20 protein-coding genes, 2 tRNA genes and 1 pseudogene are annotated in these 22,162 nt (G+C 71.8%); 14 read left to right on the forward strand and 9 right to left on the reverse strand.

The genetic code is table 11. The features are described from left to right. Nucleotides 1-5 precede the first annotated feature (5 nt). The 5 genes and pseudogenes from BOQ63_RS29345 to BOQ63_RS29365 form a co-directional block, all read right to left on the reverse strand. The gene (locus BOQ63_RS29345) at nucleotides 6-539 is read right to left on the reverse strand and encodes a hypothetical protein (RefSeq protein ID WP_046386375.1); all 534 of its coding nucleotides are present in this window, start codon (nucleotides 537-539) and stop codon (nucleotides 6-8) included. 68 nt (nucleotides 540-607) lie between these two features. Further along, a complete protein-coding gene (locus BOQ63_RS29350) occupies nucleotides 608-1,015 on the reverse strand; it encodes a type II toxin-antitoxin system VapC family toxin (protein ID WP_030283722.1) in 408 nt (135 codons plus the stop codon). A 51-nt stretch (nucleotides 1,016-1,066) separates the two neighbouring features. Next, nucleotides 1,067-1,453, reverse strand: coding sequence for a hypothetical protein (locus BOQ63_RS29355; protein ID WP_223886070.1), 387 nt, complete (start codon nucleotides 1,451-1,453; stop codon nucleotides 1,067-1,069). Between the two features lie 205 nt (nucleotides 1,454-1,658). Beyond that, a pseudogene (locus BOQ63_RS29360) lies at nucleotides 1,659-1,847 on the reverse strand (sigma factor); the annotation flags it as partial. 139 nt (nucleotides 1,848-1,986) lie between these two features. Beyond that, on the reverse strand, nucleotides 1,987-2,346 hold the full coding sequence (locus tag BOQ63_RS29365; protein WP_072655226.1) for a hypothetical protein: 360 nt from the start codon (nucleotides 2,344-2,346) through the stop codon (nucleotides 1,987-1,989). A gap of 30 nt (nucleotides 2,347-2,376) precedes the next feature. On the opposite strand from BOQ63_RS29365, the gene BOQ63_RS29370 reads away from it, so the two are divergent. The 3 genes from BOQ63_RS29370 to acnA all read left to right on the forward strand — a co-directional run bounded on the left by BOQ63_RS29370 (nucleotide 2,377) and on the right by acnA (nucleotide 6,474). Next, nucleotides 2,377-3,447 (forward strand): hypothetical protein, encoded by a 1,071-nt coding sequence (locus BOQ63_RS29370; RefSeq protein WP_143174796.1) that lies wholly within the window; start codon nucleotides 2,377-2,379, stop codon nucleotides 3,445-3,447. After that, nucleotides 3,444-3,602, forward strand: coding sequence for a hypothetical protein (locus tag BOQ63_RS29375; protein WP_157846576.1), 159 nt, complete (start codon nucleotides 3,444-3,446; stop codon nucleotides 3,600-3,602). Before BOQ63_RS29370 ends, BOQ63_RS29375 begins: the two co-directional genes overlap by 4 nt. 226 nt (nucleotides 3,603-3,828) lie before the next feature. Then, nucleotides 3,829-6,474 (forward strand): aconitate hydratase AcnA, encoded by a 2,646-nt coding sequence (acnA, locus tag BOQ63_RS29380; RefSeq protein WP_030283733.1) that lies wholly within the window; start codon nucleotides 3,829-3,831, stop codon nucleotides 6,472-6,474. A gap of 144 nt (nucleotides 6,475-6,618) precedes the next feature. On the opposite strand, the gene pepN is transcribed toward acnA, so the two are convergent. Further along, the gene (gene pepN, locus BOQ63_RS29385) at nucleotides 6,619-9,183 is read right to left on the reverse strand and encodes an aminopeptidase N (RefSeq protein WP_030283735.1); all 2,565 of its coding nucleotides are present in this window, start codon (nucleotides 9,181-9,183) and stop codon (nucleotides 6,619-6,621) included. A gap of 241 nt (nucleotides 9,184-9,424) precedes the next feature. Here pepN and BOQ63_RS29390 point away from each other — a divergent pair, with 241 nt between their 5' ends. After that, nucleotides 9,425-10,057: a DsbA family protein gene (locus tag BOQ63_RS29390; protein WP_030283737.1), complete on the forward strand. Its 633-nt coding sequence runs from the start codon at nucleotides 9,425-9,427 to the stop codon at nucleotides 10,055-10,057. A 95-nt stretch (nucleotides 10,058-10,152) separates the two neighbouring features. Here BOQ63_RS29390 and BOQ63_RS29395 read toward each other — a convergent pair whose 3' ends face one another. After that, a complete protein-coding gene (locus tag BOQ63_RS29395; protein ID WP_030558000.1) occupies nucleotides 10,153-11,565 on the reverse strand; it encodes an amino acid permease in 1,413 nt (470 codons plus the stop codon). A gap of 267 nt (nucleotides 11,566-11,832) precedes the next feature. Here BOQ63_RS29395 and BOQ63_RS29400 point away from each other — a divergent pair, with 267 nt between their 5' ends. The 4 genes from BOQ63_RS29400 (at nucleotide 11,833) to BOQ63_RS29415 (ending at nucleotide 15,307) form a co-directional block, all read left to right on the forward strand. Further along, on the forward strand, nucleotides 11,833-12,432 hold the full coding sequence (locus BOQ63_RS29400) for a biotin transporter BioY (protein ID WP_030283741.1): 600 nt from the start codon (nucleotides 11,833-11,835) through the stop codon (nucleotides 12,430-12,432). Nucleotides 12,433-12,485: 53 nt separating this feature from the next. Next, complete coding sequence (locus tag BOQ63_RS29405; protein ID WP_030283744.1) at nucleotides 12,486-12,971, forward strand: ribose-5-phosphate isomerase; 486 nt, start codon at nucleotides 12,486-12,488, stop codon at nucleotides 12,969-12,971. Nucleotides 12,972-13,269: 298 nt separating this feature from the next. After that, entirely contained in the window at nucleotides 13,270-14,496 is a 1,227-nt protein-coding gene (locus tag BOQ63_RS29410; protein ID WP_078656767.1) for a PP2C family protein-serine/threonine phosphatase, read from the forward strand. A 613-nt stretch (nucleotides 14,497-15,109) separates the two neighbouring features. Further along, entirely contained in the window at nucleotides 15,110-15,307 is a 198-nt protein-coding gene (locus BOQ63_RS29415) for a hypothetical protein (RefSeq protein ID WP_030283748.1), read from the forward strand. A 67-nt stretch (nucleotides 15,308-15,374) separates the two neighbouring features. On the opposite strand, the gene BOQ63_RS29420 is transcribed toward BOQ63_RS29415, so the two are convergent. Next, the gene (locus BOQ63_RS29420) at nucleotides 15,375-16,169 is read right to left on the reverse strand and encodes a DUF6348 family protein (protein WP_030557942.1); all 795 of its coding nucleotides are present in this window, start codon (nucleotides 16,167-16,169) and stop codon (nucleotides 15,375-15,377) included. Between the two features lie 190 nt (nucleotides 16,170-16,359). On the opposite strand from BOQ63_RS29420, the gene BOQ63_RS29425 reads away from it, so the two are divergent. Beyond that, entirely contained in the window at nucleotides 16,360-16,938 is a 579-nt protein-coding gene (locus BOQ63_RS29425; protein ID WP_050366790.1) for a DUF6197 family protein, read from the forward strand. 47 nt (nucleotides 16,939-16,985) lie between these two features. On the opposite strand, the gene BOQ63_RS29430 is transcribed toward BOQ63_RS29425, so the two are convergent. Further along, a tRNA-Gly gene (locus BOQ63_RS29430) sits at nucleotides 16,986-17,056 on the reverse strand. A gap of 158 nt (nucleotides 17,057-17,214) precedes the next feature. On the opposite strand from BOQ63_RS29430, the gene BOQ63_RS29435 reads away from it, so the two are divergent. The 5 genes from BOQ63_RS29435 to clpX all read left to right on the forward strand — a co-directional run bounded on the left by BOQ63_RS29435 (nucleotide 17,215) and on the right by clpX (nucleotide 22,125). Further along, nucleotides 17,215-17,288, forward strand: a tRNA-Pro gene (locus BOQ63_RS29435). A 292-nt stretch (nucleotides 17,289-17,580) separates the two neighbouring features. After that, nucleotides 17,581-18,984: a trigger factor gene (tig, locus tag BOQ63_RS29440; RefSeq protein ID WP_072655228.1), complete on the forward strand. Its 1,404-nt coding sequence runs from the start codon at nucleotides 17,581-17,583 to the stop codon at nucleotides 18,982-18,984. Between the two features lie 267 nt (nucleotides 18,985-19,251). Then, complete coding sequence (locus tag BOQ63_RS29445) at nucleotides 19,252-19,869, forward strand: ATP-dependent Clp protease proteolytic subunit (protein ID WP_046386806.1); 618 nt, start codon at nucleotides 19,252-19,254, stop codon at nucleotides 19,867-19,869. Between the two features lie 56 nt (nucleotides 19,870-19,925). After that, nucleotides 19,926-20,588 carry an ATP-dependent Clp protease proteolytic subunit gene (locus BOQ63_RS29450; RefSeq protein ID WP_030283759.1) on the forward strand — a complete coding sequence of 221 codons (663 nt, stop codon included), beginning with the start codon at nucleotides 19,926-19,928 and terminating at the stop codon, nucleotides 20,586-20,588. 247 nt (nucleotides 20,589-20,835) lie between these two features. Next, the gene (gene clpX, locus BOQ63_RS29455) at nucleotides 20,836-22,125 is read left to right on the forward strand and encodes an ATP-dependent Clp protease ATP-binding subunit ClpX (RefSeq protein ID WP_030283761.1); all 1,290 of its coding nucleotides are present in this window, start codon (nucleotides 20,836-20,838) and stop codon (nucleotides 22,123-22,125) included. The last annotated feature ends 37 nt before the right edge of the window (nucleotides 22,126-22,162 follow it).

The raw sequence follows: 22,162 nt of genomic DNA on the forward strand, positions 1-22,162 counted from the left end.
GGAGGTCAGCGGGCCAGCCTGATGCAGGCGACCCGGTCGCCCGCCGCGTGCGGGCCGGCCGGGGTGCCCGCGTGCAGCACCAGCGAGCGCGCCTCGCCGGGCCGCGGCTGCCAGTCCACCGCGGCCCTCGCGGTGCCCCCGCCCCGCCCGCCGGTGCGCAGCACCAGCCGCAGTTCGTTGCGGTCGTTGGCGTACGCCGGGTCGGTGGACGGCTGCACCGGGTCGACCACGTCCTGGTAGTGCGGTCCGGAGGCGGCCGGGTCCGCCCCGCAGTCGCCGGTGTGCAGGTGCACCGGGAACTCGTGGTCGGGGGCGAGCCCGGACACGGTCAGGGTGAGCACCGTGCGCCCGGGCACCGAGCGGTCGGTGACGACCCGCGCGTGCGAGCCGTACGGCACCAGGTCCTGGGCGTAGCTGATCGCGGTCGGCCGGACGAAGGCGGTCGCCGGGTCGAAGGCCGTCTCCGTCACGGAGACCGGCGACGCGGCGGGGGCGAGCAGGGCCAGCGGCAGCAGGGCGGCGGCGAACGGAGCGGGCATCGGGTCGGGCCTTCCACGGGCAGGGCGACGGTCACCCTGCTAACGGGCACCGGGCCCCGGGGACACTCTCAGCCCACCTCGCGCGCGATTCCCCGGATCTCGCAGCGGGGTCCGCTGGCCCGCATCAGCCGCAGGTCGGCGGTGACCAGCGGCGCGCCGTACCGTTCGGCGACGGCGACGTACGCGGCGTCGTCCGGGGTGAGGTTGTCCTTGAGCTCCCAGATCCGGCCGAGCAGCGGCGCCACCTCGACCTTGCGGACGGTCACCGCGGCAAGTTCGCCGGTGAGTTCGGCGACCCGCTCGGCGGTCAGCTGCTTGGCGAGGTAGAGGCCGCGCAGGGACTGCATCACCTCGATCACGATGTGCTCGGGTGCCAACCAGTCGCCGTCGGCGGCGAGTTCGGCCCGGGCGCGGTCCCCGCGCGGGCCCTGGTCGGCGAGCGCCAGCACCAGCGCGGACGCGTCCACCACGATCATCGTCGGCCCCCTCTGCCCTTCACCACAGCGGTCACCGTACCGGGCCGGGCCTCACCCGGTGGAGCCGGGCTTCGGGGGCGCGGCGCCGGTCGGCTGGTTGTGTTCCGGGCTGCCGTCGTGGAACGGCCGGATCGTCTGTTCGGCCTGCTGCGCCTGCTCGGGGGTGATCCACTCCTGCAGGTCGGCGGACAGCGCGGCGGCCTTCAGCTGGTCGAGAGTGAGCGGCAGTCCGTCCCGGACGACCTTGACCTTGGCCTGTCCGGCGACCTCGGCCGTGTTGATCGAGATGAGCGACACCGAGGACTGGTCGGGCCGCAGCACGTCGACCTCGCGTTCGAGGGCGTCGCCGATCACCTTCTCGGTGAGCAGCAGGCGGGTGCCGTCCGGGAGCACGCTGTCGGAGCAGGAGCGGAAGTGGCCACCGCCGCTCCCGTTCATCCAGGCGCAGCTGAACAGATCGGCGGTGTCGGGGTGTGAGCCGGACCCGGACCGGAAGTGGGTGCCGAAGCCACCCTGCAACGACAGCCGGACGTTCGCCGGGCCGGAGCCGTCGGAGTTCGCCGAGGGCGGGCCGTTCGCCGCTGCGGCGCAGCCGCCGGTGGGAGAGGTAGCTGCGCACCAGGGTGCCGCGCGCGTAGGCGTCCTGGTTGTCGGCCCGGCGGACCTTGGGCCAGGCGGCGAAGAGCTTGGCCAGGGTGACCTGGGTGAGGTCCTCGGCGAGGTGCCAGTCGCCGCAGAGCAGCAGCGCGGTGCGGAAGAGCCGCTGTCCACGGCTGTACGTGAAGTCCTCGAACTCCGCGCTCTCCTCGGCCCGTCGCGTCTTCCCGATCACGCTGTTCCCCTCGTGCCCCGTGGACGGGTGTTGCCCCGCCGTGCCGGCGTTCCCGCCCCGTGTGCCGGCGTTCCCGCCCCTGTGCCCGACTGGACGCGCGAGCCGAACGTCCGCGTTACGGGCAGCCCGGGATCCGGTGTCAGCCGCCGAGCAGCAGCCCGGCCACCGTCCCGGCCAGCAGTGAGACGGCGTTGGCGGTGCCGGAGGCGATCCAGGGCAGCGGGTCGCGCGGGCGCAGTCCGGCGACCGGGCACAGCAGCAGCGCCTCGACCGCGCAGACCGCTGTCTCGCTGAGCGCGAAGCCGGTCCAGTACGCTGCGGCGGGCCCGTCGGTCCAGTGCCGGAGGGTCCACCAGAGCAGTGGGTGGGTCACCAGGTTGACGAGCACGCCGGCGGCGGCCGCCCGCCCGGGGTGCACCCGCCCGATCCGGGTGAGGGCGGCGGCGTAGACGGGTGTCTCGGTCAGCAGGGTGAGGGCGAGGGCCACCGGGTAGCGCACGGCGGGGATCGTGCCACGGGGAGGGGGAGCATGGCGACCACGGGAATCCGGGCGGGCACTGGGGGAGGACCAGGAGCCGGGGGAGGGCCGGGGTCGTGGCCCGCGCCCGGTCCGGCGGCCCGGCTGGGCGCGGCGCCGTTCGCGGGCTTCGCGCTCTCGGCGGCGCTGGCGCTGGTGCTGGCCCTGCGGGCGCCGACCGGTCTGGCGGTGCTGGGCCTGGCGGTCTTCGGCCTGCTGCACAACGTGCTGGAGCTGCGCTACGTGGCGGGCCGCTTCGCCGCGGTGCTGGCCGGTCCGCTGCTGCGGCTGTTGCTGGTGCTGGTGACCGGGATCGTGCTGTGCCGGCTGCTGCCGCCGTCCCGGCTGTCCCAGTCGGCGGAGATCCTGCTCGCCTACGGTCTGCTGGCGGCGGCCTGCCGGTACGGGCTGCGCGGCCGGCCGTGGCTGCTGGCGGCGGCCGGGGTGGGGCTGGTGGGCGCGGGCGCGGCTTCGCTGGCCTTCCCGGCGTACCACTTCGTGGTGCTGGCGCACCTGCACAACGTGGTGCCGCTGCTGTTCCTCGCGGAGTGGTCGCGCAGGCTGGCGCGGGGGCGCGCGGCGTTCCTGGCGCTGCAGTCCGGCTGGGTGCTGCTGGTTCCGGTGCTGCTGCTGAGCGGGCTGCTGGACGGTCTGCTGTCGCAGCGCCCGGGCGGCTGGACGGACCGGCTGGCGGCCGTCTACACCCCGCCGGGCTGGTTGACACCTCAGGTGGGCCTGCGTTTCCTGGCGGTGTTCGCCTTCCTGCAGACGATGCACTACGTGGTGTGGGTGTGGTTCCTGCCGAGGTACGCGCCGGAGGCGGCGGAGCGCTTCGACGCCCGGGTGCCGGGTCTGCGGGGCGGCCGGGCCTGGGTGCTGGGGGTGGGGGCGGGAGCGCTGCTGGCCCTGTTGTTCGCCGTGGATTACGCCCGGGGCCGCTCGGTCTACGCGGCGCTGGCCAGTTACCACGCGTATCTGGAGTTCCCGGTGCTGCTGACGCTGGTCCTCGGCCCGGGCACGGGTCAGCGGTCGGGTGAGGGCGCCGACCGGGTGCGGACGGGACGAAAGGAGGTGAAGGTATGAGGACGACGACCCTGCTGGCCGACATCGCCCCCGAGCCGACCGGCGGCTCCGGTGGTGAGCTCGCGGTGGTGCTGTTGCTGGCCGCCGCGATCGTGGCGGGGGCGGTCTGGCTGATCCGGCTGGAGCGCAAGCGCCGCGGTCCGGACGGCCGCTGACCTGCACGGAAACGCACCGTGGCATGCCTGCGGTGGTGATGGGGGCAGCATGCACTATGGTTTATCTCGACATCGAGATAACTGCCCCTTACGATATATCTCGACATCAAGATACTTGCCGAGAGGCGCTCACCGGCGATGCGGGCGAGGCGAGCCTAAGTAAGGCTGACCTTACCACCCCGCGTGGCGGCCGGATATCGCACGAAGCACCCAGAAGGAGTCAGTCGTGTCCGCGAACAGCTTCGACGCCCGCAGCTCGCTGCAGGTGGGCGACGAGTCGTACGAGATCTTCAAGCTCTCCGCCGTCGAGGGTTCCGAGCGGCTGCCCTACAGCCTCAAGGTGCTGCTGGAGAACCTGCTCCGCACGGAGGACGGCGCGAACATCACCGCCGACCACATCCGCGCCCTCGGCAACTGGGACGAGAACGCCCAGCCGAGCCAGGAGATCCAGTTCACGCCCGCCCGCGTGATCATGCAGGACTTCACCGGCGTTCCGTGCGTGGTCGACCTCGCCACCATGCGCGAGGCCGTCAAGGAGCTGGGCGGCGACCCGGCCAAGATCAACCCGCTGGCCCCGGCCGAGCTGGTCATCGACCACTCGGTCATCGCCGACAAGTTCGGCACCAAGGACGCGTTCACCCAGAACGTCGAGATCGAGTACGGCCGCAACAAGGAGCGCTACCAGTTCCTGCGCTGGGGCCAGACCGCCTTCGACGAGTTCAAGGTGGTCCCGCCGGGCACCGGCATCGTCCACCAGGTGAACATCGAGCACCTGGCCCGCACCGTCATGGTCCGTAACGGCCAGGCGTACCCGGACACCTGCGTCGGCACCGACTCGCACACCACCATGGTCAACGGCCTGGGCGTGCTGGGCTGGGGCGTCGGCGGCATCGAGGCCGAGGCCGCCATGCTCGGCCAGCCGGTCTCCATGCTGATCCCGCGCGTGGTCGGCTTCAAGCTGACCGGCGAGCTGCCGGCCGGCACCACCGCCACCGACCTGGTGCTCACCATCACCGAGATGCTGCGCAAGCACGGTGTGGTCGGCAAGTTCGTCGAGTTCTACGGCGACGGCATCGGCGCCATCCCGCTGGCCAACCGCGCCACCATCGGCAACATGTCGCCGGAGTTCGGCTCGACCTGCGCGATCTTCCCGATCGACGCCGAGACCATCAACTACCTGCGCCTGACCGGCCGTGACGAGCAGCAGCTCGCCCTGGTCGAGGCGTACGCCAAGGAGCAGGGCCTCTGGCACGACCCGTCGGTCGAGCCGGTCTACTCCGAGTACCTGGAGCTGGACGTCTCCACCGTCGTCCCGTCGATCTCCGGCCCGAAGCGCCCGCAGGACCGCGTGGTCCTGGCCGAGGCTGCCCAGAAGTTCGCCGAGGCGCTGCCGGCCTACTCCGCCGAGGCCTCGAAGCCGACCACCGTCACCGCCCCCGACGGCTCGACCTACGAGATCGACAACGGCGCGGTCGTGATCGCCTCGATCACCTCCTGCACCAACACCTCCAACCCCTCCGTCATGCTGGGCGCCGCCCTGCTGGCGAAGAAGGCCGTGGAGAAGGGCCTGCACGTCAAGCCCTGGGTCAAGACCACCCTGGCGCCCGGCTCCAAGGTCGTCATGGACTACTACGAGAAGGCCGGGCTGCTCCCGTACATGGAGAAGCTGGGCTTCAACCTGGTCGGCTACGGCTGCGTCACCTGCATCGGCAACTCGGGCCCGCTGCCCGAGGAGGTCTCGGCCGCCGTCAACGAGTCCGACCTCGCGGTCGTCTCGGTGCTCTCCGGCAACCGCAACTTCGAGGGCCGGATCAACCCGGACGTCAAGATGAACTACCTGGCCTCCCCGCCGCTGGTGGTCGCCTACGCCCTCGCCGGCAACATGAACATCGACATCACCCGGGACGCCCTGGGCCAGGACGCCGACGGCAACGACGTCTTCCTCGCCGACATCTGGCCGTCCGAGCAGGAGGTCGCCGACACCGTCGCCGGCTCCATCGACGAGGCGATGTTCGACAAGGGCTACCAGGACGTCTTCGCCGGTGACCACCGCTGGCAGTCGCTCCCGGTCCCGACCGGCAACACCTTCGAGTGGGACGCCGAGTCCACCTACGTCCGCAAGCCCCCGTACTTCGAGGGCATGGCCAAGACCCCGAGCCCGGTGACCGACATCGCCGGCGCCCGCGTCCTGGCCAAGCTGGGCGACTCGGTCACCACCGACCACATCTCCCCGGCCGGCAACATCAAGCCGGGCACCCCGGCGGCGCAGTACCTGACCGCCAACGGCGTCGAGAAGCGTGACTTCAACTCCTACGGCTCGCGCCGTGGCAACCACGAGGTCATGATCCGCGGCACCTTCGCCAACATCCGCCTGCGCAACCAGATCGCGCCGGGCACCGAGGGCGGCTACACCCGCGACTTCACCCAGGCCGACGCCCCGGTGTCGTTCATCTACGATGCCTCGCAGAACTACCAGGCCGCCGGCATCCCGCTGGTCGTCCTGGCGGGCAAGGAGTACGGCTCCGGCTCGTCCCGCGACTGGGCGGCCAAGGGCACCGCGCTGCTGGGCGTCAAGGCCGTCATCGCCGAGTCCTACGAGCGCATCCACCGCTCGAACCTGATCGGCATGGGCGTCCTGCCGCTGCAGTTCCCGGAGGGCGAGAACGCCGAGTCCCTCGGCCTGACCGGCGAGGAGACCTTCTCCATCACCGGCGTGACCGAGCTCAACGAGGGTCGCACCCCGAAGACCGTCAAGGTCAAGGCCGGTGACAAGGAGTTCGACGCGGTCGTCCGCATCGACACCCCCGGTGAGGCGGACTACTACCGCAACGGCGGCATCCTGCAGTACGTGCTGCGCTCGCTCATCGGCTGAGCCTGCCCACAGCGCCTGAAGGGGCCGGACCGCACCACGCGGTCCGGCCCCTTCCGCGTTCCCGGACGCGCGGGACGGCCACGCGATGCGGACACGCCGGAGGGGCCCGCCGACACGCGGTCGGCGGGCCCCTCCGTCAGCCGGTCAGACCCGGTCGCAGGCCTGTGCCCGCAGGGCGCGGGCCAGGTCGTCCCGGCGCTCCAGCACCAGTCGGCGCAGCGCCGGGGCGGCTTGCGGGTGGCCGTCCAGCCAGGCGTCCGCCTCGGCGAGGGTCTGCTCGTTCGTCTGGGCGATCGGGAAGAAGCCGCTGACGATCCGCATCGCGATCTCGATCGTCCGCTCGGCCCAGACCCGTTCCAGCAGCTTGAAGTACGGCGCCGCGTAGAGGGCGGTCAGGTCGCGCTGGGCGGGGATCGCGAAGCCCGCGCTGTTGGCCTCGACCAGGGCGCTCGGCAGCTCGTCGGAGTCGGTCACGGCCGACCAGGCGGCGGCCTTGGCCTCCGGGGTGGGCCGGGCGGCCAGGCACTGGGTGTACTGGCGCTTGCCGCCCGCCGTGTTGTCGCCGGCCAGCTCGCCGGCCAGCTCCTCGTCGGTGGCCTGCCCGGCGGCGGCCAGCGCCAGCCACAGCGACCAGCGCAGCTCCTGGTCGACCTCCAGGCCGTCGATCCGGGCGCTGCCGGCCAGCAGGCCGCGGACCAGGCCGAGGTGCTCGGCACCGCCCGCGGTCTGGGCCAGGAAGCGGGCCCAGGCGAGCTGGTGGTCGCTGCCGGGGACAGCGGCGCGCAGCTCGTTCAGGGCGCCGTCGGCGAGCTTCCGCGCGCCCTCGGCGCGCCACTCGGGGGCGGCGTACAGGTCGACGGCGGTCTTGGACTGGGCGTGCAGCGACTGCAGCACGCCGATGTTGCCCTCCTGGCCGGCGAAACGCAGCACCAGGGCGACGTAGTCGCGGGCCGGCATCAGGCCGTCCCGGGTGAGGTTCCAGACGGCGGACCAGGCGAGCGCCCGGGCCAGTTCGTCGCGGATGTCGCCGAGGCCGGTGCGCAGGGTCTCCAGCGAGTCGGCGTCGAAGCGGATCTTGCAGTAGGTGAGGTCCTCGTCGTTGAGCAGGACCAGGTCCGGGCGGCGGCGGCCGACGGCCTCGGCGACGACGGTGCGGGCGCCGGTGACGTCCAGCTCGATCCGCTCGGTGCACAGCAGGGCGCCGTCGGCGTCCCGGTCGTACAGGCCGACCGCGATCCGGTGCGGGCGCGGTACCTCGCCGTCCTGGAGGACGGCCAGTTCGGTGATCCGGCCCTCGGCGTCGGTGGTGACCTGCGGGGTGAGCGCGTTGACGCCGGCGGTCTGCAGCCAGGCGGCGGCCCAGCTCTTCAGGTCGCGCCCGCTGGTCTCCTCCAGGACGTCCAGCAGGTCGCCCAGTTCGGTGTTGCCGAAGGCGTGGCGCTTGAAGTAGCGGCGGGCGCCCTCGAAGAAGGCCTCCGAGCCGACGTACGCGACCAGCTGCTTGAGGACGGAGGCGCCCTTGGCGTAGGTGATGCCGTCGAAGTTGAGCTTGGCGTCCTCGAGGTCGCGGATGTCGGCGGTGATCGGGTGGGTGGTGGGGAACTGGTCCTGCCGGTAGGCCCAGGCCTTGCGCTGGTTGGCGAAGGTGACCCAGGCGGAGGAGTACCGGGTGCGGGCGCCGATCAGGGCGTAGGAGCCCATGAAGTCGGCGAAGGACTCCTTCAGCCACAGGTCGTCCCACCAGCGCGGGGTGACCAGGTCGCCGAACCACATGTGCGCCATCTCGTGCAGCACGACGTTGGCGCGCGCCTCGTAGGCGGCGTCGGTCACCTTCGAGCGGAAGACGAACTCCTCCTTGAAGGTCACGCAGCCGGGGTTCTCCATCGCGCCGATGTTGTACTCGGGGACGAAGGCCTGGTCGTACTTGCCGAAGGGGTACGGGTAGTCGAACTCCTCGTGGAAGAAGTCCAGTCCGAGCTTGGTGACGCCGAGGATCTCCTCCGCGTCGAAGTGCGGGGCCAGCGACTTGCGGCACAGCGCGGCGAGCGGGATCTCCAGGGCGGTGCCGTCGGGGAGTTCGCGGCTGTAGTGGTCGTTCACGACGTGGTACGGGCCGGCCACCACGGCGGTGAGGTAGGTGGAGATCGGCGCGGTCGGCGCGAACTCCCAGGTGCGGGTGCCGCCTTCGGTGCGGACCGCCTCGTGCGCGGCGTTGGAGCGCACGTCCCAGGCGGCCGGGGCGGTCACGGTGAAGGTGAACGGGGCCTTCAGGTCGGGCTGTTCGAAGTTGGCGAAGACCCGGCGGGCGTCGGCCGGCTCGTAGTGGGTGTACAGGTAGGTCTCGCCGTCCACCGGGTCGACGAAGCGGTGCAGGCCCTCGCCGGTGCGGCTGTAGGCGCAGTCGGCCTCGACGGTGAGGACGTTCTCGGCGGCCAGGCCGTCGACGTGTACCCGGGCGCCGTCGTAGGCGGTGGCCGGGTCGAGTTCGCGGCCGTTGAGGGTGACGGAGCGGACGGCGGGGGCGAGCAGGTCGAGGAAGGTGCCGGCGCCGGGCTGGGAGCAGCGGAAGGTGATCGTGGTGGTGGAGCGGAAGGTGGCGGCGGCCGGGTCGGGGGCCGAGGTCACGTCCAGCCGGACCAGGTAGCCGTCGACGGCCAGGACGCCGGCTCGCTGTTGTGCTTCCTCGCGGCTCAGGTTCTTGCCCGGCACGGCGGTACTCCTTTGTCCGGCTCGCACGGTGGTGCGCGTGTGGGTGGTGCGTGTGTGGGTGGTGCGGGTCCGCGCGCGGGGTGCCTCGCGCACGCAGGGGCATCCTTTCACGGCCTCCCCGGCCGGTACCATTGCACAGGCCGCCGCGTCCGGGCCGGAATCAGCGGCGGCGCGCGGGTGTTGGGGTTCGGATGGGGCTGTGCCCCGCCGCCTCGGAACACCTCACGAAGGACGAGACCCAGTGACGACTGCCGCTGAGCGCAAGACCGCCGACTTCTGGTTCGACCCGGCCTGCCCCTGGGCCTGGATGACGTCCCGCTGGCTGATCGAGGTCCAGCAGCTGCGCCCGGTCGACGTGAACTGGCACGTGATGAGCCTGTCGGTGCTCAACGAGCACCGTGACCTGCCGCAGAACTACCGCGAGCTGCTGGACAACGCCTGGGGCGCGGTGCGGGTGTGCATCGCGGCCGCCCAGCAGCACGGCGAGGAGGTGCTGGGCCGCCTCTACACCGAGCTGGGCCTGCGCTTCCACAACCAGGGCCTGCCGCAGAACCGGGAGACGGTCGAGGCCGCCCTGGTGGCCGCGGGCCTGCCCGTCGAGCTGGCGGACGCGGCGGACACCGACGCGTACGACGAGGCCCTGCGCGCCTCCCACAAGGAGGGCATCACCCTGGTCGGCGAGGACGTCGGCACCCCGGTGATCGCGGTCGAGGGCGCGGACGGCGAGCGGGTCGCCTTCTTCGGCCCGGTGGTCACCCCGGCGCCCAAGGGCGAGGCCGCGGCCCGGCTGTGGGACGGCACCCTGCTGGTGGCCTCCACCCCGGGCTTCTACGAGATCAAGCGCACCCGTACGGCGGGCCCCTCCTTCGAGTAGGCCCGGAGGAGTCGGCCCGGAGGAGTGGGCCGGGACGAACGCGGAAGGGGCCCGGAACCGAGTGGTTCCGGGCCCCTTCCGCGTTCCCGCCGGGGTCAGCCCGCGGCCGCGTCCCGGCGCTGCTTGAGCAGGCCGCCCGTGATGAGCAGGGCTACCAGCACCCCGGCCGCGTACAGCTGCTGGCGGTTGCCCTCGGTGGTGGTCATCAGCGCGAGGATGCCGGCCACCGCGGCCATGGCGATCCAGGTCAGGTACGGGTAGCCCCACATCTTCACGGTGAGCAGCTCGGGCGCCTCGCGCTCCAGCCGGCGGCGCATCCGCAGCTGGACGATGCAGATGAACAGCCAGACCACCAGGATCGCGACGCCGGTGGTGTTCATCAGCCAGGTGAACACGGTGGCGGGCCAGAACTTGGCGGCCAGCACGGCGCCGAAGCCGAACAGGCAGGAGGCGAGCACGGCCCGGCGCGGCACCCCGCCGCCGACCTTGGCCAGTGCCTTGGGCCCCTGGCCGCGGCCGACCAGCGAGTACGCCATCCGGGAGGCGCCGTAGATGTTGGCGTTCATCGCGGACAGCAGCGCGACCAGCACCACCACCTCCATGATCGCCCCGGCCCCGGGGACCCCGAGGTGGCGCAGCACAGTGACGTACGGGCCGTCGGCGACGACCGCCGGGTCCGTCCAGGAGACCAGGGTGACCACCAGGGCCATCGAGCCGATGTAGAAGATCGCGATCCGCCACACCGCCGTGCGCACCGCGTTGGCGACGTTCCGCTTGGGGTCGTCGGACTCGGCCGCGGCGATGGTCACGGTCTCCAGGCCGCCGTACGCGAAGACCGAGGCGAGCAGGCCGACGATCAGTCCGCTGACGCCGTTGGGCAGGAAGCCGCCGTGGCCGGTGAGGTTGGTGGCGCCGGGGGCGCCGGGGCCGATCACGCCGGCGATGCCGAGCCCGCCGAGGACCAGGAAGGTGACGATCGCGGCGACCTTGACGGCGGCGAACCAGAACTCGAACTCGCCGAAGTTCTTCACCGCGGTCAGGTTGCTGGCGCAGAAGAAGACCATGAACAGGCCGACCCAGACCCAGGAGGAGACCCCGGGTATCCAGCCGTTGACGATCTTCCCGGCTGCGGTGGCCTCGGCGGCGACGCCGCAGCAGAGCATCACCCAGTACATCCAGCCCGCCGTGATCCCGGCCCAGGGGCCGATCTCCTTCTCGGCGTGGACCGAGAAGGAGCCGGAGGCCGGACGGGCGGCGGACATCTCGCCGAGCATCCGCATGATCAGCATGACCAGCAGGCCGGAGAGGGTGAAGGCGAGGATGATCGCCGGACCGGCGGCGGCGATGCCCGCCCCGGAGCCCACGAACAGGCCGGCGCCGATGACGCCGCCGAGGGCGATCATCGACAGGTGGCGCTGCTTGAGCCCGTGGCTGAGCTGCTGGCCACCGGACGCCTGTGGGCTGCTGTCGGTGGTCCCGGGTGCCGGGGGCGCGGGAGTGGGGGCCATAGGGCTGGATCCAGACTGTGCGGTATGCGGCATGAGTTGTCCAATATCCGGGGCCCCGCCGCCCATGCCAAGGGTGCCCGCCCCGGCGCCCACCATGCGGACCGGCCGGCCACCGTACGGGTCGGTATGTTGACGGAACGTCGCTCTGGGCCGGTTCCGACAACGCCCGGGGGCGCTGCTTTGTCCGAAACCGTGGCGGCGGCGCAGTGGATCACCACGTAAGTTCACAGTTGTTCACTCACCTGGACCCTTACCGAGGAGCCCCCGATGGCCACTGCCACCACCCCGATAGCGCGCCGCGCCGTCCTCGCCGACCTGCTGCCCACCGCCTCCACCCGCCTCGGCGCCCAGGCCCGCGACCTGGCCCTGGTGGCCGGCGGCGCCGCGCTGACCGGCGTGGCCGCCCAGCTGTCGGTGAACATCCCCGGCTCGCCGGTGCCGGTCACCGGCCAGACCTTCGCCGCCCTGCTGGTCGGCACCGCGCTCGGCGCTCGCCGCGGCGTCGCCTCGCTCGCGCTCTACCTGCTGGCCGGCATGGCGGGCCTGCCCTGGTTCGCCGAGGGCACCTCCGGCTGGGCCATGCCCTCCCTCGGCTACGTGCTCGGCTTCGTCCTCGCCGCCGCCCTGACCGGCGCGCTCGCCCGCCGCGGCGCCGACCGCACCCCGGTGAACACCGCCGTCACCATGGTCCTGGGCAGCCTCGCCATCTACGCGGTCGGCGTCCCGTACCTGGCCCTCAGCCTGCACGTGTCGCTCGCCCGCGCCGCCGAGCTGGGCCTCTACCCGTACCTGGTCGGCGACGCGCTCAAGGCCGCCTTCGCCGCCGGCGCCCTGCCGCTCGCCTGGAAGCTGCTCGGCCGGCGCTGACACCGGCGCCCCCGTTGTCGGGCCCGGGCGCGCCCGCATGCCACACTCATGGCATGCGCGTGTACCTGGGCTCCGACCATGCCGGATACGAACTGAAGAACCACCTGGTGGAGTGGCTGAAGGGGGCCGGCCACGAGCCGGTCGACTGCGGGCCGCACATCTACGACGCCGAGGACGACTACCCGCCGTTCTGCCTGCGCGCCGCCGAGCGCACCGCCGCCGACGAGGACGCCCTGGGCATCGTGATCGGCGGCTCGGGCAACGGTGAGGCGATCGCCGCCAACAAGGTCAAGGGCGTCCGCGCGGCGCTGGCCTGGAGCGTGCAGACCGCCGAGCTCGGCCGGCAGCACAACAACGCCAACGTGATCTCCATCGGCGGGCGGATGCACACGGTCGAGGAGGCCACCAAGTTCGTCGAGGTCTTCCTCAACACCCCCTACAGCGGCGAGGCCCGGCACACCCGCCGGATCGAGATGCTCAGCGAGTACGAGACCACCGGCGAGCTCCCGCCGATCCCGGCCCACCACCCCCAGGGCTGACCCCGCCACCCACCACTCACCGACGGCCGGCCGCACCCTCCGTGCGGCCGGCCGCCGTCGTCCCCGGCCCCCGCGCCACCTGTGGGATCGGCCACAGGCCCCGGCGCACCCGTGTCCCCGCACGCGGGGCGCACGCTCCGCCCGCAGGCTCCCTACGCCCAACCGGCGCACGCCTCCTGACGCCGTGCCCGCCACCTCCCCGATCGGCCGAAACCCGCCGAGCGGTCCGCGCCCCCGCGCCACCGCCCGCCCCCGGCCCGTCGACGCCGGGCCGCACCCGTGGATAGGGTCGGACCCCATGGCTGGCAGACCGCCGGGCGCACCGCCCCAGACGACTGCGACGAGGCCCGGCGCCGCCCCGGCGTCCGAGCCCGTGACGGCCCGGCTGCGCAAGAGGCTCCGCCGGGCCCGCCGAAGGCTGCGCACGGCAGGGGTCGACTACTTCCGCGGCGGCGCCGCCGACTGGCCGGTGCTCTGCGCGCTGGCCCTGCTCGTCCCGCTGATGATCGTGCTCAACATCTGGATCCCCGACTGGGCCCCGCCCACCGCCCTGGTCCTGCCGATCCTGGCCGGCGCGCTGCTGCTGCGCCCCGGCAGCCTGGTGGTGCTCTACGCGCTGGCCGCCCTCGGGCTGTCCGCCGAGTCCGTGATCCACACCGGCCAGCGGGTCGCCAGCGAGAACCCCGAGGCCTACGTCTACGGCGTGACCCCCGGCGCCGCCCTGGTGGTCGGCGCCGCCGGGGTGGGCGGCCTGCTGCTGGCCCAGTTCCGGGCCCGGGTCGGCGTCCCCTGGTGGGGCGGCTCCACCATGCTGTTCGACCTGCGCGAGCGGCTGAGGGTGCAGAGCCGGGTGCCCGCGCTGCCGGCCGGCTGGCACGCGGACATGGCGCTGCGCCCGGCCGGCGGCCAGTCCTTCTCCGGCGACTTCGTGGTGGCCGCCCGCACCGGCCCCGGCCAGCGGCTGCTGGAGGTGGTCCTCGCGGACGTCTCCGGCAAGGGCATGGACGCGGGCTCGCGGGCGCTGCTGCTGTCCGGCGCCTTCGGCGGGCTGGTCGGCTCGCTGCCCGCGCACGACTTCCTGCCCGCCGCCAACGGCTACCTGCTGCGCCAGTCCTGGGAGGAGGGCTTCGCCACCGCCGTCCACCTGGTGCTCGACCTGGACACCGGCGAGTACGAACTGCTCTCGGCCGGGCACCTGCCCGGCATGCAACGCCTGGCCGGCGCCGGGCGCTGGGAGGTCAAGGAGGCCGAGGGCCCGCTGCTCGGCATCTACGACGGCGCCAAGTTCGATGGCGTGCGCGGCCGGCTGAACCGGGGCGACGTGCTGATGCTGTGCACCGACGGAATGGTCGAGGCACCCGGCCGGGACCTCGCCGAGGGCATGGACCGGCTGATGGGGGAGGCCGACCGGCTGGTCCCCGGCGGAGCCCCGGGCAGCGGCGCGGGCGCGGCGGCCGCACTGATCGAGACGGTGGCCCGGGACATCAACGACGACCGCGCCGTCCTGCTGCTCTGGCGCGACTGATACTCACCCGCTCGCCTCCGGGCGGTGACTCGCCCGCTCGCCTCCGGGGCGCTCCGACCCGGTGCCGACGGTCGGCGCTCCCCCGCTTCTCCCTTTCGGCACCGGCGCCCCCCTTCGGCTCGGGGCGGTGACTCGCCCGCCCGCCCGCGAGGGGCACATGCCGCAGGCAGTCGCTGTCAAGCCTGGCAGCTGATCTTCGGCCATATCGGACGCCCCGTCGGCTGACCGGATCAGCGGCTTCCGTTCCCTGCTCCCGGGCGTTTCCCGGCCGCTCAGCACCGCCCCGCCGATGATTCGTCAGAACGGCTCCGCTATCGTCCCGGTCGGCGGAAACTCGTCTCGCATCGCAGGATGTCGGCGCTGGGCCGACAGTCAGACCTTTACGCAATCGGCACGGTCGACCACACTGAGTCCGGGCGGGACTGTTCAGGATTCGGGGGATGGGGGGCGACACGTGCGACACACCACACGGCTGGCCGACGCGGGCCCCCTCACCGGCGCTGCGCCGGACGGTCCGCGATTCCGCCTCGGGACCGTCGGACAGGCCGGGGTCCGGCTTCGCAGGTGCCGCCGGGCGGCGGCACCACGCTATGAAACGAGGAAGTGAGTCCGGGTGGCACTCTCCGTCTCCGCGCTGGTCCTGTTCGCGATCCTGTGCATCATCTTCATCCGGAACAAGCAGATGAAGATCCCGCACGCGATCGTCGCCGCCCTGTTCGGCTTCATGCTGCACGAGACCACGATGGCGACCTCGATCAACTCGCTGCTGGCCAACCTGGCGCACAGCATCTCCAGCATCACCGGCGGCTGACCGGGTACGGGCCGACGGTCGGCCCCGCCCGCCCTTCGGCTCGAAGCGTGCGGACGAACAACCGCCGTTACCGGCCGGCCCGCCTGGCCTCCCGCCAGCGAGCGAACAGACCCCGGGGGCGCGCCGCCGCCGGGGCGGGGGGACGTACCGGAACGGGTGCCACGGCGCCCGCCGGCGCGGCCGCGAACGGTGCTGCCCGCTCCGCCGTCAGCAGTACGAACAGCCGCGCCCAGCACAGCCGTTCGCCGCGCGGCCAGTCCAGCGCGCGCAGCGCCGCGGAGGCCGCCTCCGACACCTCGCCGTCCACCCGGACCTCGGCGACGTCGTCGCCTGCCTTGCCGCCCAGGAAGAGCTTCACCCCGACCGGTCCCGGCCCGGCCAGTTCCCCGCGCAGCGCCGGCGCCAGCGCGGGCAGCACCCGGTGCTCGGCGAGCCAGGCCGCCAGGTGCTCGTTGCCGAAGCCGAACACCGCCGCCGGCCCCTGCACCGCCCGCCAGCCCGGGAGTTGCGGCAGGTCGGGGCGGTCGGCGTGCACGCCGTGCCCGTCCGCCAGCTCGACCAGCACCGAGGCGGTGGTGGTCGCCCACATCTTCACCGCGTTGGCGAGCTTCTCCTCCTCGGTCTTGCCGAGGCCGGCCGCGCAGTCCCACACCACCGGTGCGTCCGCCCGGCCCAGCTGCAGCACGAAGCCGAGGTCCACGTGCCCGGCGCCGCCGTCGTCCCCGGGGTGCTCGCGCACCGCCACCGCCGTGCTGCCCGGTCCGCGCACCACCTCGCCGTCCGGAAGGAACACCTGGCCCAGCCGTGCCATCTCCCGGATCACACAGCGCTGTATGACGGCCAGTCGCTCCTGCGGACCCACCGGGACTCCTCCACCTCGGGAGCGCGGCGCGTGAGGTCGCGCTCGAACTGCGCTCGAACGCCGCCGAGGCTATCGGCCCGACCGCCGTGCGGGAAACCGCGCGCGCAGTCCGAACCTCCGGTCGCGGAAATGTTCTGAATGCCCCACTTTGGGGAGCGGAAACCGAAGGCCGCCCGCCTGGAGAACCCGCATGCCCCGCCCCGCCGCGACACCCCGCCCCGCGCCGACATCCCGCCCGGCGCCGACGCCACCTCCGCCGTTCCCGCCCCTCCTCCCGGACGGTTCCGGCCTGGTCGCCGAGATCGAGGCCTACCTGGCCTCGCTGCCCGCCCCCGCCCGCACCCCCGGGCCGTACGTCTGTCCGTACGGGAGCACCCCGAGCCCGTGGCACGCCGGCCACCCGGCGCCCCGGGCCACCCTGCTCGACCGGGCCCTGCGCCGCCCCGCCCGGCCCGTCCCGGTCACCGCCGCCGACCACCTGCGGCTCGCCTCCCGCTACATCGGCGCCCACGGCTGGCTGCAGGGCGCGATGTGGGACGCGGCCGGCCGGGTCTGCCTGCTCGGCGCCCAGGCCGCCGTCCTGGCGTACGGCTACGGCACCCCGGCGACCGTGCGCACCGCGCGGGTCCAGCTGATGGAGGTGCTGCACGCCACCGGCCGCCCGGCGCGCTCCCCGGACGAGTACAACGACCGCCCCACCACCCGGGAGGGTGACGTGCACCAGCTGCTCGACCGGGCCGCCGCCCGGGCCGCCCGGCTCGGGCTCTGAACGACGACGGCCCCGGTGCGCTGGGCGCACCGGGGCCGGTCTGTCGGAGCGGGCGACGAGAATCGAACTCGCGTGACTAGTTTGGAAGACTAGGGCTCTACCATTGAGCTACGCCCGCGCGACCCCCCAGCCGTCTCCGGCCGGAAGTTCGGGAGACAGCGTACCTGCTCCGGCCGCTTCCGTGCACACCGCATTCCCCGGGATCCCTCTTCCGCCGCGCCCCGAATAACTCGGCGAGCCGTACAGGCCCGGCGTGTACGCTTCCTCTCGGCACCACGGGGTGTGGCGCAGTTTGGTAGCGCGTCCGCTTTGGGAGCGGAAGGCCGTCGGTTCGAATCCGGTCACCCCGACAGTGCGGCAGGGTCTCGCCCACCGGGGCGGGGCCCTGTTCTGTTGGGCGGTACGGTGGCGTCTGGCGTCCGCCTTTCGTGCTACCGGTAGGATGGGGCGCTGGCGGTAGTCCCTGTGGCGTCCACCCAGGTCAACCGCACGAGGGCGAGGAGTCAAGCTCACCGTCCACCCACACGGGAGATGCAGCTCCAACCGCCCATCGCCCGTCTCGCCCGACCCATCCGTTCCGGCTCCGGCCGGGCCGAGGGACGGGCGGAGGCAACCGACCGCAAGCCCATAGGAGACCTAACCGTGAAGAGCGCCGTCGAGACTCTGAACCCGACCCGGGTTCGACTCACCGTCGAGGTGCCCTTCGAGGAGCTCAAGCCCAGCCTCGACGCGGCGTACAAGAAGATCAACCAGCAGGTCACGGTTCCGGGCTTCCGCAAGGGCAAGATCCCGGCTCGCGTCATCGACCAGCGCTTCGGCCGTGGTGCCGTGCTGGAGGAGGCCGTCAACGACGCCCTGCCGCGCTTCTACACGCAGGCCGTCGACGAGGGCAAGATCGAGGTCCTCGGCCAGCCCGACATCACCAACATCGAGGGTGTCGAGACGATCGCCGACGGCGGTGACCTGAAGTTCACCGCCGAGGTGGACATCCGCCCGGAGATCACCCTGCCGGAGTTCTCCTCCATCGAGGTGACCGTCGACCCGATCGCCGTCTCCGACGAGGACATCGAGAAGTCGCTGGAGCAGCTGCGCGAGCGCTTCTCGTCGGTCAAGGACGTCGAGCGCGCCGCGGCCGCCGGTGACATCGTGGTCGTCGACCTCGTCGCCAAGGTCGACGGTGAGGTGCCGGAGGACGGCACCGCCACCGGCGTCAGCTACGAGATCGGCTCGGGCCGCCTCATCGACGGCATCGACGAGGCCGTGACCGGCCTGTCCGCCGGCGAGGAGAAGACCTTCGAGACCGAGCTCAAGGGTGGCACCCAGGCCGGCAAGACCTCGGAGGTCACCGTCACCGTCACGGCCGTCCAGGAGAAGGAGCTGCCGGAGCTGGACGACGAGTTCGCCCAGCTGGCCAGCGAGTTCGACACCCTGGAGGACCTGCGTGCCGACTCCCGCAAGCGCCTGGAGCGCATGAAGGAGTACGACCAGGCCACCCAGGCCCAGGAGAAGGTCCTCGACGCGCTGCTCGCCCTGGTTGAGATCGAGTACCCCGAGAAGCTCCTGAAGGACGAGATCGAGACCCGCAAGCACAACGTCGAGCACCACCAGCTCGAGCCGATGGGCCTCAACCTCGAGACCTACCTGGAGACCCAGGGCAAGACCCGCGAGGAGTGGGACGCGGAGATCGAGGAGCAGGCGAAGAAGGGCATCAAGACCCAGTTCGTCCTGGACCAGATCGTCGCCAACGAGGAGCTGGGTGTTAACCAGGAGGAGCTCACCGAGCACCTCATCCGCCGCGCCGCCGGCTCGGGCCTCACCCCGGACCAGTTCGCGCAGCAGGTCGTCCAGGGCGGCCAGGTTCCGCTGCTGGTCGGCGAGGTCGCCCGCGGCAAGGCTCTGGCCACCGTGGTCGAGGCCGCCAAGGTCGTCGACACCGAGGGCAACGAGATCAACTTCGACGACGACGAGGACGAGACGGCCGAGACCGTCGACGCCTCCGCCGCCGAGACCGTCGAGGACAAGGCCGAGGAGGGCACCGAGGCCTGAGCGCCCCGGTAGCCCCTCGAGGCGACACAGCGGGCCCGGACGCCGTACGGTGTCCGGGCCCGCTGTCGTCCCCCGCGCGCGACGCGACCCTGCGCTCACAGCGAACAGTTCTGCGTGAGGGATTCTGCGGCCGGGCCTGCGCGTTAGGGTCCTTGGACAGCAACAATCACGACGTGATACCCGGAAGCTGTGCGACACCGTGAGAGCCGTGGAGCGGCCCTCCAAATCGACTGAGCAGGTGGCTAAGTGACGTTCCCGCAGATGCAGATGCCTGGCCCGATGGCGCCGCACGCCGCCGCTGGTGACGTGCTCGGCGGCCTTGGCGACCAGGTCTACAACCGGCTGCTCAACGAGCGGATCATCTTCCTCGGCCAGCAGGTCGACGACGACATCGCCAACAAGATCACCGCCCAGCTGCTGCTGCTGGCCGCGGACCCCGAGAAGGACATCTTCCTCTACATCAACTCCCCGGGTGGCTCGATCTCGGCGGGCATGGCGATCTACGACACCATGCAGTACATCAAGAACGACGTCGTCACCATCGCGATGGGCATGGCCGCCTCGATGGGCCAGTTCCTGCTGACCGCCGGCGCCAAGGGCAAGCGCTTCTCGCTGCCGAACGCCAACATCCTGATGCACCAGCCCTCCGCGGGCCTCGGCGGTTCCGCCACCGACATCCGCATCCAGGCCGAGCAGCTGCTCCGCACCAAGAAGCGGATGTCCGAGCTGATCGCGTTCCACAGCGGCCAGTCCTTCGAGCAGATCACCCGGGACTCGGACCGCGACCGCTGGTTCACCCCGGAGGAGGCCCTGGAGTACGGCCTCATCGACGCGATCATGCACAGCGCCGCGGACGTCCCCGGCGGCGGCGGCACGGGCGCCTGAGCCTCGGCCCGGCCCACGAGACCACAGCCACAACGCCCCGGAGGACAAGAACCCCCATGAACATCCCCAGCCTGTCGGCCGCGAAGGCCCGCGTCGAGGACATGCGCGCCGAGGGCCGCTACATCGTCCCGCGCTTCGTCGAGCGCACCACGCAGGGCATCCGCGAGTACGACCCGTACGCCAAGCTGTTCGAGGAGCGCATCATCTTCCTCGGCTCGCAGGTGGACGACGTCTCGGCGAACGACATCATGGCGCAGCTGCTGTGCCTGGAGTCGATGGACCCGGACCGCGAGATCCAGATGTACATCAACTCGCCCGGCGGCTCGTTCACGGCCCTGACGGCCATCTACGACACCATGCAGTACGTCAAGCCGGACATCACCACGGTCTGCATGGGCCAGGCGGCCTCCGCCGCGGCCGTGCTGCTCGCCGCCGGCACCCCCGGCAAGCGGATGGCGCTGCCGAACGCCCGCATCCTGATCCACCAGCCGTACACCGAGACCGGCCGCGGCCAGGTGTCCGACCTGGAGATCCAGGCCAAGGAGATCTTCCGGATGCGCGAGCAGCTGGAGGAGATGCTCTCCAAGCACTCCAACAAGTCGGTGGAGCAGGTGCGCGACGACATCGAGCGCGACAAGATCCTGACCGCCGAGGAGGCCGTCGAGTACGGCCTGGTCGACCAGATCATCTCCACCCGCAAGACCTCGCTGACCTCCTGAGGCCGGCACCGACGGGGCGGGGCGCGCACCCGGTTGCGCGGCCCGCCCCGACCCGTCGGCGGGTTCTGCCACGGCATCTGTTCGGTATCAATTCGCCCAGGGCGTAGGGCAGACCCGGCGAAGAGGACGGAATCACGGGCCGGGCAGAGTACCGTCGGATAGCGAGACCGAGCGCCGTCGGCGCTGACGGTCCACAGCACCAGGCCCCGGAACCGCTGCGGGGCCCCTGGCGAAGGGGAAGCACCTCGTGGCACGCATCGGAGACGGTGGCGACCTGCTCAAGTGCTCGTTCTGCGGCAAGTCCCAGAAGCAGGTGAAGAAGCTGATCGCCGGCCCAGGCGTGTACATCTGCGACGAGTGCATCGACCTGTGCAACGAGATCATCGAGGAGGAACTCGCCGAGACCTCCGAGGTGCGCTTCGAGGAGCTCCCGAAGCCGCGTGAGATCTACGAGTTCCTCGACCAGTACGTGGTCGGCCAGGACCTCGCCAAGAAGGCCCTGTCGGTGGCCGTCTACAACCACTACAAGCGCGTCCAGGCGGGCGAGGCCGGTCGCAGCGGCGGCAACGGCCGCGAGGACGCCATCGAGCTGGCCAAGTCGAACATCCTGCTGCTGGGCCCCACCGGCTCCGGCAAGACGCTGCTGGCGCAGACCCTGGCCCGGATGCTGAACGTGCCGTTCGCGATCGCGGACGCCACCGCGCTGACCGAGGCCGGTTACGTCGGCGAGGACGTCGAGAACATCCTGCTCAAGTTGATCCAGGCGGCCGACTACGACGTCAAGAAGGCCGAGACCGGGATCATCTACATCGACGAGATCGACAAGGTCGCGCGCAAGAGCGAGAACCCGTCGATCACCCGTGACGTCTCCGGCGAGGGCGTGCAGCAGGCGCTGCTGAAGATCCTGGAGGGCACCACCGCCTCGGTGCCGCCGCAGGGCGGGCGCAAGCACCCGCACCAGGAGTTCATCCAGATCGACACCACCAACGTGCTGTTCATCGTCGGCGGCGCGTTCGCCGGCCTGGAGCGGATCATCGAGGGCCGGGCGGGTGCCAAGGGCATCGGCTTCGGCGCCAACATCCGCTCCAAGCGGGAGTCGGACGCCAGCGACCACTTCCGCCAGGTGATGCCCGAGGACCTGGTGAAGTTCGGCATGATCCCCGAGTTCATCGGCCGTCTCCCGGTGATCACCAGCGTGCACAACCTCGACCGCGAGGCGCTGCTGCAGATCCTCACCGAGCCGAAGAACGCGCTGGTCAAGCAGTACCGCAAGCTCTTCGAACTGGACGGCGTGGAGCTGGAGTTCTCCCGGGACGCGCTGGAGGCGATCGCCGACCAGGCGATCCTGCGCGGCACCGGCGCGCGTGGTCTGCGGGCCATCATGGAGGAGGTGCTGATGTCCGTGATGTACGAGGTCCCCTCGCGCCAGGACGTCGCCCGCGTGGTGGTCACCGGGGACGTGGTCTCCAAGCACGCCATCCCCACCCTGGTCCCGCGCGACATGATCAAGCGCGAGCGGCGCGACAAGAGCGCCTGACACCGAGGAAGTACGAAGGGGCCCCGCACCGGATCCG

It is taken from the genome of Streptomyces viridifaciens, from assembly GCF_001888885.2.
GTDB lineage: Bacteria > Actinomycetota > Actinomycetes > Streptomycetales > Streptomycetaceae > Kitasatospora > Kitasatospora aureofaciens.